16 protein-coding genes are annotated in these 12,910 nt (G+C 61.6%); 2 read left to right on the top strand and 14 right to left on the bottom strand.

Features of this window, described 5'->3' with window-relative positions:
• Window positions 1-140 precede the first annotated feature (140 nt).
• Window positions 141-590, bottom strand: a complete 450-nt coding sequence (locus RNA01_RS05905) for a MarR family winged helix-turn-helix transcriptional regulator (protein ID WP_147179148.1) — start codon at window positions 588-590, stop codon at window positions 141-143.
• A 145-nt stretch (window positions 591-735) separates the two neighbouring features.
• Here RNA01_RS05905 and RNA01_RS05910 point away from each other — a divergent pair, with 145 nt between their 5' ends.
• Window positions 736-1,158: an organic hydroperoxide resistance protein gene (locus tag RNA01_RS05910; protein ID WP_147179035.1), complete on the top strand. Its 423-nt coding sequence runs from the start codon at window positions 736-738 to the stop codon at window positions 1,156-1,158.
• Between the two features lie 343 nt (window positions 1,159-1,501).
• Here RNA01_RS05910 and RNA01_RS05920 read toward each other — a convergent pair whose 3' ends face one another.
• From RNA01_RS05920 to RNA01_RS05960, 9 genes are all read right to left on the bottom strand, one after another.
• On the bottom strand, window positions 1,502-2,200 hold the full coding sequence (locus RNA01_RS05920) for a phosphatase PAP2 family protein (RefSeq protein ID WP_147179036.1): 699 nt from the start codon (window positions 2,198-2,200) through the stop codon (window positions 1,502-1,504).
• Between the two features lie 282 nt (window positions 2,201-2,482).
• Window positions 2,483-2,716, bottom strand: a complete 234-nt coding sequence (locus tag RNA01_RS05925; protein ID WP_147179037.1) for a hypothetical protein — start codon at window positions 2,714-2,716, stop codon at window positions 2,483-2,485.
• Window positions 2,717-2,787: 71 nt separating this feature from the next.
• Window positions 2,788-3,027 carry a 30S ribosomal protein S21 gene (gene rpsU / locus RNA01_RS05930; RefSeq protein ID WP_028737028.1) on the bottom strand — a complete coding sequence of 80 codons (240 nt, stop codon included), beginning with the start codon at window positions 3,025-3,027 and terminating at the stop codon, window positions 2,788-2,790.
• Between the two features lie 55 nt (window positions 3,028-3,082).
• Window positions 3,083-3,367 (bottom strand): cold-shock protein, encoded by a 285-nt coding sequence (locus RNA01_RS05935; RefSeq protein WP_147179038.1) that lies wholly within the window; start codon window positions 3,365-3,367, stop codon window positions 3,083-3,085.
• Between the two features lie 138 nt (window positions 3,368-3,505).
• Window positions 3,506-3,715, bottom strand: a complete 210-nt coding sequence (locus RNA01_RS05940) for a cold-shock protein (protein WP_147179039.1) — start codon at window positions 3,713-3,715, stop codon at window positions 3,506-3,508.
• Window positions 3,716-3,934: 219 nt separating this feature from the next.
• A complete protein-coding gene (locus RNA01_RS05945) occupies window positions 3,935-4,222 on the bottom strand; it encodes a hypothetical protein (protein ID WP_147179040.1) in 288 nt (95 codons plus the stop codon).
• Between the two features lie 73 nt (window positions 4,223-4,295).
• A complete protein-coding gene (locus RNA01_RS05950) occupies window positions 4,296-5,339 on the bottom strand; it encodes a fatty acid desaturase (RefSeq protein WP_147179149.1) in 1,044 nt (347 codons plus the stop codon).
• 240 nt (window positions 5,340-5,579) lie between these two features.
• Entirely contained in the window at window positions 5,580-5,789 is a 210-nt protein-coding gene (locus RNA01_RS05955; protein ID WP_028737038.1) for a cold-shock protein, read from the bottom strand.
• A 277-nt stretch (window positions 5,790-6,066) separates the two neighbouring features.
• On the bottom strand, window positions 6,067-7,644 hold the full coding sequence (locus tag RNA01_RS05960; RefSeq protein ID WP_147179041.1) for a helicase HerA-like C-terminal domain-containing protein: 1,578 nt from the start codon (window positions 7,642-7,644) through the stop codon (window positions 6,067-6,069).
• A 249-nt stretch (window positions 7,645-7,893) separates the two neighbouring features.
• Between RNA01_RS05960 and RNA01_RS05965 the strand changes: the two genes are divergently transcribed.
• Window positions 7,894-8,283, top strand: coding sequence for a hypothetical protein (locus tag RNA01_RS05965; RefSeq protein ID WP_147179042.1), 390 nt, complete (start codon window positions 7,894-7,896; stop codon window positions 8,281-8,283).
• Window positions 8,284-8,474: 191 nt separating this feature from the next.
• Here RNA01_RS05965 and RNA01_RS05970 read toward each other — a convergent pair whose 3' ends face one another.
• From RNA01_RS05970 to RNA01_RS05985, 4 genes are all read right to left on the bottom strand, one after another.
• Window positions 8,475-9,842 (bottom strand): amidase, encoded by a 1,368-nt coding sequence (locus RNA01_RS05970; protein WP_147179043.1) that lies wholly within the window; start codon window positions 9,840-9,842, stop codon window positions 8,475-8,477.
• The gene (locus RNA01_RS05975; RefSeq protein WP_147179044.1) at window positions 9,839-10,774 is read right to left on the bottom strand and encodes an MYG1 family protein; all 936 of its coding nucleotides are present in this window, start codon (window positions 10,772-10,774) and stop codon (window positions 9,839-9,841) included. Before RNA01_RS05975 ends, RNA01_RS05970 begins: the two co-directional genes overlap by 4 nt.
• A 282-nt stretch (window positions 10,775-11,056) precedes the next feature.
• Window positions 11,057-12,406 carry a GAF domain-containing protein gene (locus tag RNA01_RS05980; RefSeq protein WP_147179045.1) on the bottom strand — a complete coding sequence of 450 codons (1,350 nt, stop codon included), beginning with the start codon at window positions 12,404-12,406 and terminating at the stop codon, window positions 11,057-11,059.
• Window positions 12,403-12,885, bottom strand: a complete 483-nt coding sequence (locus RNA01_RS05985) for a hypothetical protein (RefSeq protein ID WP_235916444.1) — start codon at window positions 12,883-12,885, stop codon at window positions 12,403-12,405. Before RNA01_RS05985 ends, RNA01_RS05980 begins: the two co-directional genes overlap by 4 nt.
• Window positions 12,886-12,910 lie beyond the last annotated feature (25 nt).

A 12,910-nucleotide genomic window follows, 5' to 3' on the forward strand; every position in this document is an offset into this window, starting at 1 on the left:
GGTGAGGGAGTTCCGGATGGTGCGGAAACCGGGAGAGAGGCGTGCGCCCTCTCTCGGATGCGGGCGTTTGAGCGACAATCTCAGCAAGCCGATCTCCGATCCTCTCCCGCAAGGGGAGGGGAATCCGGGCGGCTATCGACTCATGCAGCCGTGCTCAGTTTCTTCTTCAGTTCCTTCAGGCTGTCGCGCAGGGTCGCGATTTCCGCCATCGTGCAGCCGGTCTGCGCGCCGACTGCTCGCATGACTTCTACCGCATGTGCCTTCATCGCCAGGCCCGGTTCGGTCAGTGTGATGAAGACCTGCCGCTCGTCGGCGCTATCGCGCCGACGTTCGACATAGCCTGCCTGTTCCAGCCGCTTGAGCAGCGGTGACAGCGTGCCTGAATCGAGTCCGAGCTTTTCGCCGATCGCCTTGACCTGCTGGCCGTCCTCTTCCCACAGCGCCATCATCACCAGATATTGCGGGTAGGTCAGTCCCAGCGGCTCCAGAAGCGGTTTGTAGGCGCGGTTAAACGCATGCGCTGCCCCATAGAGGGCAAAGCACAGCTGGCGGTCGAGCACCAGTTCCTTTTCCAGCTCGGCATCAGTCATTGTTTCGGTCAAAGTCCCTTTCCATGTCCCCGGTCGAAGTGTCGCTAATTCTCGTCGCGGGAGCAATGCGAAAAAATATGATTGCGCACAATTGAATTGTGCATTATATAAAAATCAACAACAACGCAAGACAAGGAGCATTCCCATGGCAATCCTCTATACCGCCGAAGCCTCCGCCACTGGCGGTCGCGCTGGTCGCGCCGTCTCAGACAATGGCGTTCTCGACGTCACGCTCACCGTGCCGAAGGAACTTGGCGGCGACGGCGCCACCGGTACTAATCCCGAGCAGATGTTCGCCGCCGGCTATTCGGCCTGCTTCCTCGGCGCCTTGAAATTCGTCGCTGGCCAGGAAAAGGTGAAGATCCCCGAGGAGACGAAGATCACCACCCGGGTCGGCATTGGCCCGCGCGATGACGGCAAAGGCTTCGGCATCGACGTGGCGATCTCCGCTGACATTCCGGGCATTGAGCGCGAATTGGCTGAAAAGCTGGTCGCCGCCGCCCACATCGTTTGCCCCTATAGCCACGCCATGCGCACTTCGACCGAGGTTCCGATTTCCGTGGCCTGACGGAAAGCGCGCGAGGTATCCCGTCCTCCATCCGATCCACCGCCTGAAGGCCGGCCTCGTGCCGGCCTTTTGACGTCGGTGTGTTCTGGGAGTGCCTGGAGAGGGGCATTCGGCCTTGTCCAGAGGCGAATGGTCGACACGCTCCGCGGCAAAGACGAGTCCGACAAGACTGACGTCCGACACGGCCGGTTTCTATACCGCAGGCATCCGAAGAAACGATGGAAGTGCCCGGATCCGCCTGGGTCGTCCGGTGCGCCGATCCGCAGGGCGCCTATTTCGCGCTGGTCGCGCCGAATCGCTGGCGGACTGGATTAGTCTCGATATCCGGCGGGCGATCGGCGCCTCACTTGTCGTTCGTGCTCTGGGCTCTGGCAGAGGTTTTCTGCCGGTAGAGATGGGCGACCAATGCGCAGCCCAGCGCCCATCCGGCGCCGATCGACCAGCCGGCCAGGACATCGGTGGGATAGTGTACGCCGAGGTAGATTCGGCTCAGGCCGACGATCACCGTCAGGAACACGGCGGCGCCGAGATAAAGGATCTTCTGCCCGCGCGTTTCCGCCATTTCGGCAAGCAGCGCACCGAGTGTCAGGTAGACGACGGCCGAGATCGTCGCGTGGCCGCTTGGAAAACTCGCGGTGAATACGCGAGCGACCCCGGTGAGGTCGGGGCGAGGGCGGTCGAACAGGGATTTGAGGATGGTGCTGATAAGCGTGCCGCCGAGAACGCAGACAATGAGAAACCAACCCGTCCGTGCCCGCTTGACGAGAAAGAGATGGATGACGATGACTGTGATCAGGATGGTCAGGACGGAGAAACTGCCGAGCGCCGTGATGTCGCGGGCGGCTTCCTCCAGCCAGGCCGGGCCGATCGGGTCGGTGGGGTCGCCGGGCGTGCGCAGCGCCAGCAGAACGGCCTGATCGATCCCCATCGTCTCGCCTTCGCTCACCTCGTCGGCGATCATTCCGAACCCGGCCAGGAGCGCGGCCAGTGCTGCGCCGCCGACATAGAAGGAAAGCGAGCCGCTGCTTCTTTTCCAGATCATTGGTGGTGTGAAACCCCGATAAGATTGCGACGAGGGCGTGGCCTCCCGGCCGGGCGGGCGTGCCTGAAGCGCTTATAGCCTGCGCATCCGCGCCACCGCAACGGCCACGAAGACGGAATCGTTTTCGTCCGGAACTGTGCGCACTTTCAAAGTGTTGGCCCCCTCGTGCGTCCGAAAAGACACGCGGCGCTCCGCATCGACGTCGGTTCGCAAACGTTGGGAAAATCTGTCGCGGAGAATAAAGGGGGAGCGATGGAGTGTCGCGGAACGGTCGGCGTTCTGTCAGACCGATTTGGTCGTCGCCTTCTTTGTCGTCCGCTTGGCGGGTTTGGCTTCCGCTTCCGATGGGGCCTCGGCTTCACGCTGCATGCGCAAGGCCTTCAGCATTTCGGTCTTCTTGTCGCGCGCAGTCACTTCCGCTGCGATAATGGCGCGAGCGGTGTGGTCCGTGGTCGACGCCTTGTCATGCGCTTCGACCTTGCCGGGTTTGAAGAATGTGTCTTTGGTTGCAGTCATGGATCAGCCTTCCGATAGCAGACGGAGGACGGCTTGCGCCCAAGAGTGGGCGCAGGCCGCGGGTCAGGCCATTAGCGGGTGCGGACGGCAGCCTTCTTCGGCATCGGCAGGAGACCTTCGCGCTGCATTTTCTTGCGGGCCAGCTTGCGCAGACGGCGCACGGCCTCGGCCTTTTCACGCACGCGCTTTTCCGACGGCTTTTCAAAGGCGCTGCGGGCCTTCATTTCGCGAAAGAGACCTTCGCGCTGCATCTTTTTCTTGAGCACGCGGAGTGCCTGGTCGACATTGTTGTCTCGAACGAGAACCTGCAAGGTATTTCCTTTCCATCGGCGGCCAGGCCGCCGTTTCGTGTTTGAGGGTTTAAGACTAGCGTCCGACGCGGATCAAGGAGAGCTTCAGCCACGGCTCGGCCGGGGCCGTCGCCTGGTGTTGCCTTTCCACCGCTCCCGACGACGTCTGGACGCCATCGATATCGGACAAGGTGACGCGGCGTTCGAAATTCTCCGCCTCGAAACGGACGCGGTATTCCGGCTCGCCATGCTCTGCGGGCAGAATCGTAACGATCCGGCACGCCTTCCTGTTCCGGCTGTTGCCGGAAATGCCGTCCCTAAGCATAACCAGGTCGCCCACACGGGGACTGGACTTGAGCATTTCGGTTCCTTTCCCGACCTGTCAGCGACAAACGCTGACGCGGGTCAAATCAAAAAGGCCGGGCGTTACCCCGACCTCTTCCTGTCACTCAAAGCCCCAACTGCCGGTATATCCGTAGTCAGTTGCGGCGAATGACAATTACGCAGCCCGCAGGTTATCCGCCGAGTTCTTGCCCGACTTCTTGTCACGCACGATGTCGTAGGAGATCTTCTGACCTTCGACAAGTTCGCGCATTCCAGAGCGTTCGACCGCGGAAATATGGACGAAAACGTCCGTGGAACCATCCTCAGGTTCGATAAAGCCGAAGCCCTTGGTACTGTTGAACCACTTTACGGTGCCGGTATTCATAACGATATCCTTTCAATCGTTGGCTTGACCGGGGAGGTATTCGCCCGGCCTGGATCGACGTTGAGAGGAAATCTGACAGTGCGCTGTGGCGCGTAGACAAAGTCACTAGCAATCTTCGATAGCGGCATTATAGGCATTTCGGCCCAAATTGCAATGAAGGAATGAGAAAATTCCAGATTTGCAATCAGGGCGCGCGTCGGACGAACTTGCCCGCGAAACTCACTTGTTCTGCAAAAGCCACATCTTGCCGGCCATGGTGATGCCGTGCGCGGACTGTTCGACCGCGGTATCCGTATTCAGCACCTGCAAAAGGCCGTACTCGCGCAGTTCGTTGACCGTCGTGGTCTTGATCGACTTGATCTTCTGCGGCCGCTCCTTGAAACGATCGGTGCGCGCATAGGTCACCTGCGCGTTGAGGTGGGTCCAGCTGTTGCCCTCGGCGGGGAATAGGTCGCCGTCCTTGGCGAGTTTCAGTCCGCGGATTTGGACGGGGGAGAGTTCTAACATGGTTGGTCCTTGAATACTGAGTCGGTTTTTCGGGATGGATGGCGGCCGGCCTGGACCCGGTCGCCTGCCGCCTTCAGGCAGCCATAAGGGCGTTGGCCTCGCGGAAGGAGAGGAGTTTACCGCCTCTTTCGTCCCACAAGGCGAGTTTGACGCAAGAGAGGCTGTCGCGAATCGTGATTCGGCCAATGCTGGCCAGCTCCGGATAGTCGCGCAAAACTTCGGGCAGCCGATAGTAAGGTATGCGGCTTGCCAGGTGGTGGACGTGGTGGATGCCGATGTTGCCGGTCAGCCAGCGCAGCGCGAGCGGCAGGTCGTAATGCGAGGCGCCGTGCAGTGCGGCCTTCGGAAACTTCCAGTCCTCGCCCTTCGACCAGTGCGTCTCTTCGAACTGGTGCTGCACGTAGAACAGCCAGATGCCGGCTGCCCCGGCGATCAGCACGGCCGGCAGGTGAATGACGAGGAAGGGCACGAGACCGACGGCCCAGATCATCAGAGCCGAGAGCGCGATGATGCCGAGATTGGTGCCCATGGTTGAGATCCACGGGCGCGCGCCGTCTTTCATCATGCCGAACGGCAGGCGCTGCTTGAGCAGGAAGACAAAGGTCGGGCCGATGCCGAACATGACCACCGGATTGCGATAAAGCCGGTAGGCTAGCCGCCCGCGCGGTGAAAGAGCGCGATATTCCTCGACCGTCAACGTGGTTATGTCGCCCACGCCGCGTTCGTCGAGGTTGCCGGCGGTGGCATGGTGGGCGGCGTGGGCCCGGCGCCAGTAGTCGTAAGGGGTGAGTGTCAGTACGCCGATCAGTCGGCCGGTCCAGTCATCCAGCCGGCGTCGGGCGAAGAACGAGCCGTGCCCGCAATCGTGCTGGATCATAAACAGGCGCAGCAGAAATATACCGGCCGGAACAACGGCGATCAGGCCGAACCAGAAGCCGTTGATCAGCGAGATATAGGCGATGGCCCAGAATACGACGATCGGAACGAGCGTGACGGCCAGCTCGAAGACGCTGCGCCCAAGGCGCGGCTGGCGATAGCGGGCCAGCAGCTTCAGCCAGGCGCCGACATTCTCCTCGGCCGGAGCTTCCGGGGCCTTGATGGCGACATTGACGTTCATGAAGTCCGATCCGTTGGTAATCGACAGGCAGTTTGGGTAAGGGGGCATCGCTCGATGCCCCTCTCGGCGAGGTCGTCGCGCGATGAGCGGATCAACCCTTCCTGGCTGGCCGTAGTGTGTTGCAACCTGGAAATTCAGCCGATCTTGCAAATGCAAAAAAGGCCAGACATACGCCTGGCCCTCTCCAATATCTTCGCCCGCCATGCCAGTACATCCGTGGTCATGGCTTCGGCAGAAGCGTTAGGCGGCCTGCAGCTGGCCGGCGGACATCTTGCCCGACTTGTTGTCGCGTTCCAGCTCGAAGCTGATCTTCTGGCCTTCGACGAGGTCACGCATGCCTGCGCGCTCTACAGCCGAGATGTGAACGAATACGTCCGCACCGCCGTTGTCAGGCTGAATGAAGCCGAAGCCCTTGGTGGAATTGAACCATTTTACTGTGCCGGTGGTCATGACGAACCCTTTCTTAGCAACATTTAGTGCCGCCGTACGGCGCACGACGGTTTTTCGACTTTTTGAGAGGGGGAAGTTCGTCCAGAGGCGCATGGCGCCATAAACAAATATCGGCAAACAAAGTATCGATGAGCCTTAATACACGGCGGGCCTGCTCATGTCAACTTTTTGTTTCACGCATGTTTTAGGTGCTACCTATAATTGTTTAATTACACAAGCAAACGCCCCGGCGCGGTTGTGTCATTGTCACGCCGGGCCTGCTCTTTCTTGTTCAGCTCTACCGCCTCAGGCTTCCCAGGATGCCGCGCACGATCGCCCGGCCGACGGAGGTGGCGACCGAGCGGGCAGCGCTCTTCATCGCCGCTTCGATCACCGTCTCGCGCTGGTAGCCTGAGGTCTTGCGTGTCGTGGTTTTCGTCGGTCGGCTGTCGTCGTCCTTTTCCTTGTCGCCGAAGCCGGGCAGGGTCCAGCGGCCGGCGGCGCTGTCCTTTTCCGCGCCGCGTGTCGTGCGCTCCTCGGCCGCCTTGCGGGCGGCTTCGGCGTCCGCTGCCTTTTGTCCACGGGCCAGCAGGATCTCGTAGGCCGATTCCCTGTCGACATCCTTGTCATAGATCCCGGCGACCGGGCTGACATTGATCACCGCGCGGCGCTCGGCGTCGCTGATGGGGCCGGGGCGGCTCGATGGCGGGCGCACCAATGTGCGCTCGACGATCGAGGGGATGCCCTTGGATTGCAGTGTCGAGACCAGCGCCTCGCCGGTGCCGAGCATGGTGATCGCCGTTTCGCAGTCGAAGGCAGGGTTGGGGCGGAAGGTCGTCGCCGCCGTCTTCACCGCCTTCTGCTCGCGCGGCGTATAGGCGCGGAGCGCATGCTGGATGCGGTTGCCCATCTGCGCCAGCACGGTTTCCGGCACGTCGAGCGGGTTCTGCGTGACGAAATAGACGCCGACGCCCTTCGAGCGAATCAGCCGAACCACCTGCTCGATGCGCTCGATCAGCACCTTCGGCGCGTCCTTGAACAAGAGATGCGCCTCATCGAAGAAGAACACCAGCCTCGGCTTGTCGGGATCGCCGATTTCCGGCAGTTCCTCGAACAGTTCGGACAGCAGCCACAGCAGGAAGGTCGAGTAGAGCCTTGGGTTCATCATCAGCTTGTCGGCGGCCAACACCGAAATCGCGCCGCGCCCGTCATTGGTGGTGCGCATGATGTCGGAGATCGCCAGCGCCGGCTCGCCGAAGAAGTGTTCGGCGCCCTGCTGTTCCAGCACCAGCAGGCCGCGCTGCAACGAGCCGACCGAGGATTTGGAGATCAGCCCGAACTGGCTGGAAAGCTCGCTGGCATGCTCGCCCATATAGTTGAGCAGCGCCTGGAGATCCTTGAGATCGAGCAGCGGCAGGCCGCCCTGGTCGGCGATCTTGAAGGCGATGTTCAACACGCCTTCCTGCGCTTCGGAGGCATCCATCAACCGGGAGAGCAGAAGCGGCCCCATTTCGGCGACGGTGGTGCGAACCCGGTGGCCCTGTTCGCCGTAAAGATCCCAGAAGATCACCGGGAATTCCTGGTAGTCGAAATCGTCAAAGCCGATCTGCTTGGCCCGCTGGTCGACCCAATCCTTCGGCTCGCCCATCTTGGCGATACCGGAAAGGTCGCCCTTGATGTCGGCGCAGAACACCGGCACGCCGGCATTGGAGAAGCTCTCGGCGAGAACCTGCAACGTCACCGTCTTGCCGGTGCCGGTGGCGCCCGTGACGATGCCATGCCGGTTGCCGTATTTGAGTTCGAGATATTCGCCCTTGTTGAGGCTGTCGTCGGGATTTCGGCTGGTGCCGATATAGAGCTTTCCATCTTCGAGCATGCGCCGCTTTCCCGTCCCTTGTTCGGTCGACATGGAGCTTATCGGCGAATTTGCGCCTGTCCCGTCATTCCCTGAATCGTCACCTTGCTGTTATAAGGATAGTGTGAAACATCGACAACAGGCCGAAGGCCCGTGACCGTGCGTCAGGGGCCGGGGACAAATGCGGTCGCGGGCGGGTAAGCCGCTTGAGTTCGCCGGAAACTTGAATTACGTTGACGTTAACGTCAGTTTTGAACCAGGAGGCTCACCATGAATGAACTCGTAAACCGCATCGCCGACAAGGTTGGCATTGAACCGGCCGTGGCTGAAAAGACGGTCGGCATGATGCTTGGCTTCCTGCAACGCGAAGCTGCCGACGGCCCGATTGCCAAGATGATTGAATCCATCCCCGGCGCCCTCGACCTCGTCGCCAAGTACAATGGTGAAGGCGAAGGCAAGGGCCTGCTCGGCGGCCTGATGAGCGCGATCGGTGGCGGCGGTATCATGGGTCTCGGCCAGCAGCTGATGGCCCAGGGCCTCGGCATGGGCGAGATCTCCAAGCTCGCCAAGGAAACCATGACGGCCGCCCGCGAATACGCCGGCGACGAAGTGGTCGACGAAGTCGTCGCCTCGGTTCCGGGCCTGTCGCAGTTCGTCTGATCTGATCGGCACATTGATTTGAACAGGCCGCCGGAGCGATCCGGCGGCTTTTTTATTGAGGCGAATTCGGCCTGAAATGGAGGCTCGTCTCACCTGGAAAGGGCGGAAAATTTCCGCCAGGATCGCAACACACCGATTTTCACGACCTTTCCGGATGTCAGCTTTTCCGCAACAGGCCGCAATGCCGCATTTTATCCAAACGCCGGTTCTTGCGCGATCCAATTGGTGGCGGATTCATATTCCCGCCCAAGGGCCAAAACGTCGGCATCCCGTCCTCGACGGCCGATCAGCTGCAACCCCATCGGTGTGCCCGCGTCGCCAAAGCCTGCCGGAACGCACAGCGCGGGCAGGCCGATAAGCGAGGCTGGCACCACAACCTCCATCCAGCGGTGATATGTGTCCATCGTCGTCCCGCCAATCGCATCCGGCCAAGACAGTCTCGCATCGAACGGAAACATCTGCGCCGATGGCAGGGCCAGTATATCGACCTCCATTTCCGCCCGGCAACGGAACCAATCCGAGCGGATCTCGCTCGCCTTTTGCACCGCTTCGGCGGTTGCGGCGAGGCCACGTTCAATCTCCCAGCGAAGCTCCGGCTTGAGCAGATCGTGCGGCTGTTGCAGCAGTGATCCGAGATCGCCCGCTATGGACCAGCTCCGCAGCAGGGTCCATGCCTCCCAAAGCGCCTCGGCCGGGAACGGCGGCGCCATGACCTTGACGGAATGGCCAAGCCCTTCGAGCACCTGGACCGCATTTTCGCATAGATCGAGAACGCCGGGTTCCATCCTGTAGGCTCCGCCCCAATCGCCCAGCCAGCCGATCGTCAGCTTCGCGGTTGGTGCGCCGGGCCGATAGGGCCCGCTGGAATGCGGATGGCTCGGATCATACTCCGACTGGATGCCAAGCAGCAGCTCCAGATCACGCATGGAGCGTGCCATGGGACCGTCCGTGGAGAGTTGCGACAAGAACATATCGCCCGGACCACCGCTTGCGACGAGGCCATAGCTGGGGCGAAAGCCAAAGACGTTGTTCCACCCCGCAGGGTTGCGCAAAGATCCCATCATGTCGGACCCGTCCGCCAATGCCACCATCCGGCTCGCCAGTGCCGCGCCCGCGCCGCCACTCGATCCGCCGGCGGAGCGTGTCTGGTCAAAGGGGTTGCGCGTCACGCCATAAACCGGATTGTAGCTATGCGAGCCGAGACCGAATTCAGGCGTATTGGTCTTGCCGATGATGACCGCGCCGGCTTTGCGCAGGCGGGCAACCATCGGACTGTCTTTTGCTGGCACGTTATCTTTGAAGACAGGCGAGCCATAGCTGGTCACGATCCCCGCCGTCTCGGCCAGATCCTTGATCGCCATCGGCAGGCCTTGCAACAGGCCTGGGCGCGCGCGCTCGGCCTCTTCGAGCAGGATTTCGCGTTCCCGCAAGGCCACAATCGCGTTAATGCCGGGGTTTACGTCTGCGATCCGGTCAAGCGTTTCTTCCATCAGTTCTCTTGGACTGATGGTTCCGGCACGTAAGGCTGCCAGCTGGTAAGTGGCATCTTCTTTGATCATCTGACTATGACGCTCCTATCAACGGCTTTCACTGCGATGTCGGCCATTTCCAGGATCGCTTCGCGTGAGCTGGCAACGGCGATGAAACGGGCGTTGTGGCAGAATTTGGCGCCTTTGACGCCGCTTGCCTCTTCCAGTGCCGCATCCGTCAGTCCTGCCCAGGCGGCGGGCAGATCTGCACGTTGATCAAAGGTGTCGTTCGACAGCTTGATGCCATTCAGTGTCCAGTCACCGCCGCGCGGATTGACCACGAACAGCATGTGATCAGCCTCCGCCTTGTCAAGTGCGGAGCGGTAGGGCATGCCCATGGGCAATTCGAGGATCGGCGATGAACCTGCCCTGGCGATGGCCTCCAGCACGATGCTCTGGGCGCGGGCCTTCGCCGCGAGGTTCTGGATGAAGGCCTCGATAAAACTGCGCGCAATGGGCAAGGCCGCGAAAAAGGCGTCGTCGTCAGCCGTCGGCGAGGTGTCGTCGAACACAGGTTTCAGGCTTCCCAGGAGTGCGGGCAAAGTCAAGATCGACAGCGGCCCCGCCACGGACGGCTCCATGGCGCCGTTGTCCAGAAGATCGATCGGCAGGACAAACTTCGTGTCGAACGCGGTATGGATCGCCTCAATGTCATGATCGGGCACGCCCATCGCCGCCAGATATGTTCGACCATAATGGGACCAGATCAACCCAAAGGAACTGAACGGTTGACCGTCCTCACGCAGCGGACTGGGCCGCTGATGATGGTCGAAAATCTGGGCCTGCGGCTCGTGAGCGCCTCCCACATCGAAGATGATCCTGTCAGCGGCAGGCACTAGCCATTGCCGGTCGCGGGTGCGCTTCAGCTCGGCCTTGGGAAAGAGGCGTGTGAGCACGACAGAGGACAGCAATTCGTCCGCATGGAAGCCGCCAGAATGGGTGACAAGATGAGTGATGGTCATGGGGGCTCCAGAGGGGGCATACAAATCGAAAAGCCAGCCAATGCGGCGGCTCGCGGGAGGTTTCAATGGCGGTATTCACAGCGAATAGCGGCCAGATCAACCCTTTTGTTTGAACCGGGCGAAAACGTCTTTACTGTCACCATTTGCAAACCCGGCGGCGGACCATCGACGCATGACCGTCTGGGGCAAGCCGAGCCGCGGCTGGGATGACTGCGGCTCCTTCGCCGGAAGCACGGGGGATTTACGGCACGCGGGCGCAACCCCTGGTCTCTTTCGGGGGCCTCAGTCGCTGACGATGGTGAGTTCGGGCGTGCCTTGGAGGTGGAGGCGGATGCGTCCGCGGTCGGCGCGGGTAATACGGATCGGTCCGCCCTTTTCTTCGAGCCGGCGGCGCAACAGTATCAGCCGGGTCTCGAGGTTGTCCTTGACGTCAGGCAGTTGCAGGCTGCGGTCACGGCGGATCTCGCGATTGAGAAACTCCTGCCGCCCGCTGGCCGCATGTTCCTCAATGAAATGTTTGAGCAGCCGCCCCGGAACCCCCCGGATCAGATAGTCATTATCGACGAAGATCGAGCCGTCGCGCGGATAGAAACGGATGCGCAGGGTGCCGGGCAGGGGTGTCATCGTTTCCGTGGTCGAAGGTTCGTCCTCCACCTCACTGTCCGGCCGGTCGCGCTCCTGGCCGGCAAGGGTGATAGCCAGCGCGAGATGCCCGGCCAGGATGGCCAGCGCCTCCTCGTCACGATGGCGAAAGGCGAAGGATTGTTCAGATTCGACGAAAAGCACTCCTGCCAGCCGGTCCTGGGCCACCATCGGTATGGCAAGCTGGCTGAGAGGCGCGGCAAGGGCCGGCAGCGGCAACGGATCGCTGCCGCTGATGCCGCTGGCCGCGCCGACCGCATGGACATAACGCCTGCTACGGCGCAGGTCGCTGATGCGCACCGGCCGCCGCGTCGCCGCCGCCATGCCGATCACACCGCCGCCGACGGGCACTTCCGAGCCGAAACCGAAGCGGTCATAGCCGCGACTTGCGATCGTCGTCAGTTGCATGCGCTCGTCGTCCGGCACCAGCACCATCGAATGGGTGAAGCCGAACAGTCGCTCCAGTCCCTCGAGCGCATGGTCGAGCAGGTGCTCGACATTCGTCGCGGTCGCGAGTTTGGCGGCAAGCTGGCGTGTCAGGTCGAGATGGTCGCGAAGATCCTGTCCCTCGGGTTGCGGCAATTCCAGCGGGTTGGCGGCCGGCACCGCCCTGCAGTCTTCCACGCGGTAGAGATCGACGGCCTTGAGCTTCATGATGCCGGCCATACCCTGCTCGACGCTCATGAGGTCGAGATGGGTTGTGATCCGCTCGAAGATCTCGCCTTGCGTCTCGGAGCACTCGAAGGCGAGGTCGAGGATATATTGCTGACCGGTGCGGCCATCGACCACCATGACGGTCGCCAGGCCGTTCGCCTGCACATTGGCGGCCGTCTTGGAAAAGAACTGGTTGGAGAGCGCCACGTGCCCATCGTCGATGTAGTACACATGAGAGAGGTAGGAGACGTTGGGCATGCCCTCCTGGTCGGTCGTGGCGATCACCGAAGGGATCACGCCCTCAAAGGCGTCGCGGATGGTGCTGAGCCGGATCATCGGGCGTCTGCCTCCGCCTCGCCGAGCCGTCGGCCGGCCTCGGGTCCGGGGGTCTGGATGAAAAGGTCGCGCGGAATGAAGGTGATGCGCACCAGATCGCGGTCGCTGAGCGTGCTCGACAACTGCAAACGACTGACGCCGAGTGCCCCCATTTCGGACAGCATGTCGGCGACATACTGACGGCCGCGCGCCTGTTCGATCGCGTCGGCGGCGCGCGCATCGGTGATCGGTCCCTTGATCTGGTAAGCCTTGTAGTTGTCGGGCTTGACGAAGGTTGCCGAGATTGGCGTGCCGGGTCGGGCATGCGTCACCGCGTCGGGCCACTGGCTGGCTGACACCAGAAGAGAGATCTGACCGCTCTCGGCGTCGAAGCGTGCGCCGGTCGAGCGCCCGATCATCGGGCGATGCGCGTCGTTGCGCGTGGCGATCAGGATCATCACGCGCCCCTCGATGAAACTCGCACCTCCCGCCTCGATCAATCCCGCCCCCTCTGGTGAGCCGTAA

The organism is Paenirhizobium naphthalenivorans (genome assembly GCF_007992095.1).
GTDB classification, from domain to species: domain Bacteria; phylum Pseudomonadota; class Alphaproteobacteria; order Rhizobiales; family Rhizobiaceae; genus Allorhizobium; species Allorhizobium naphthalenivorans.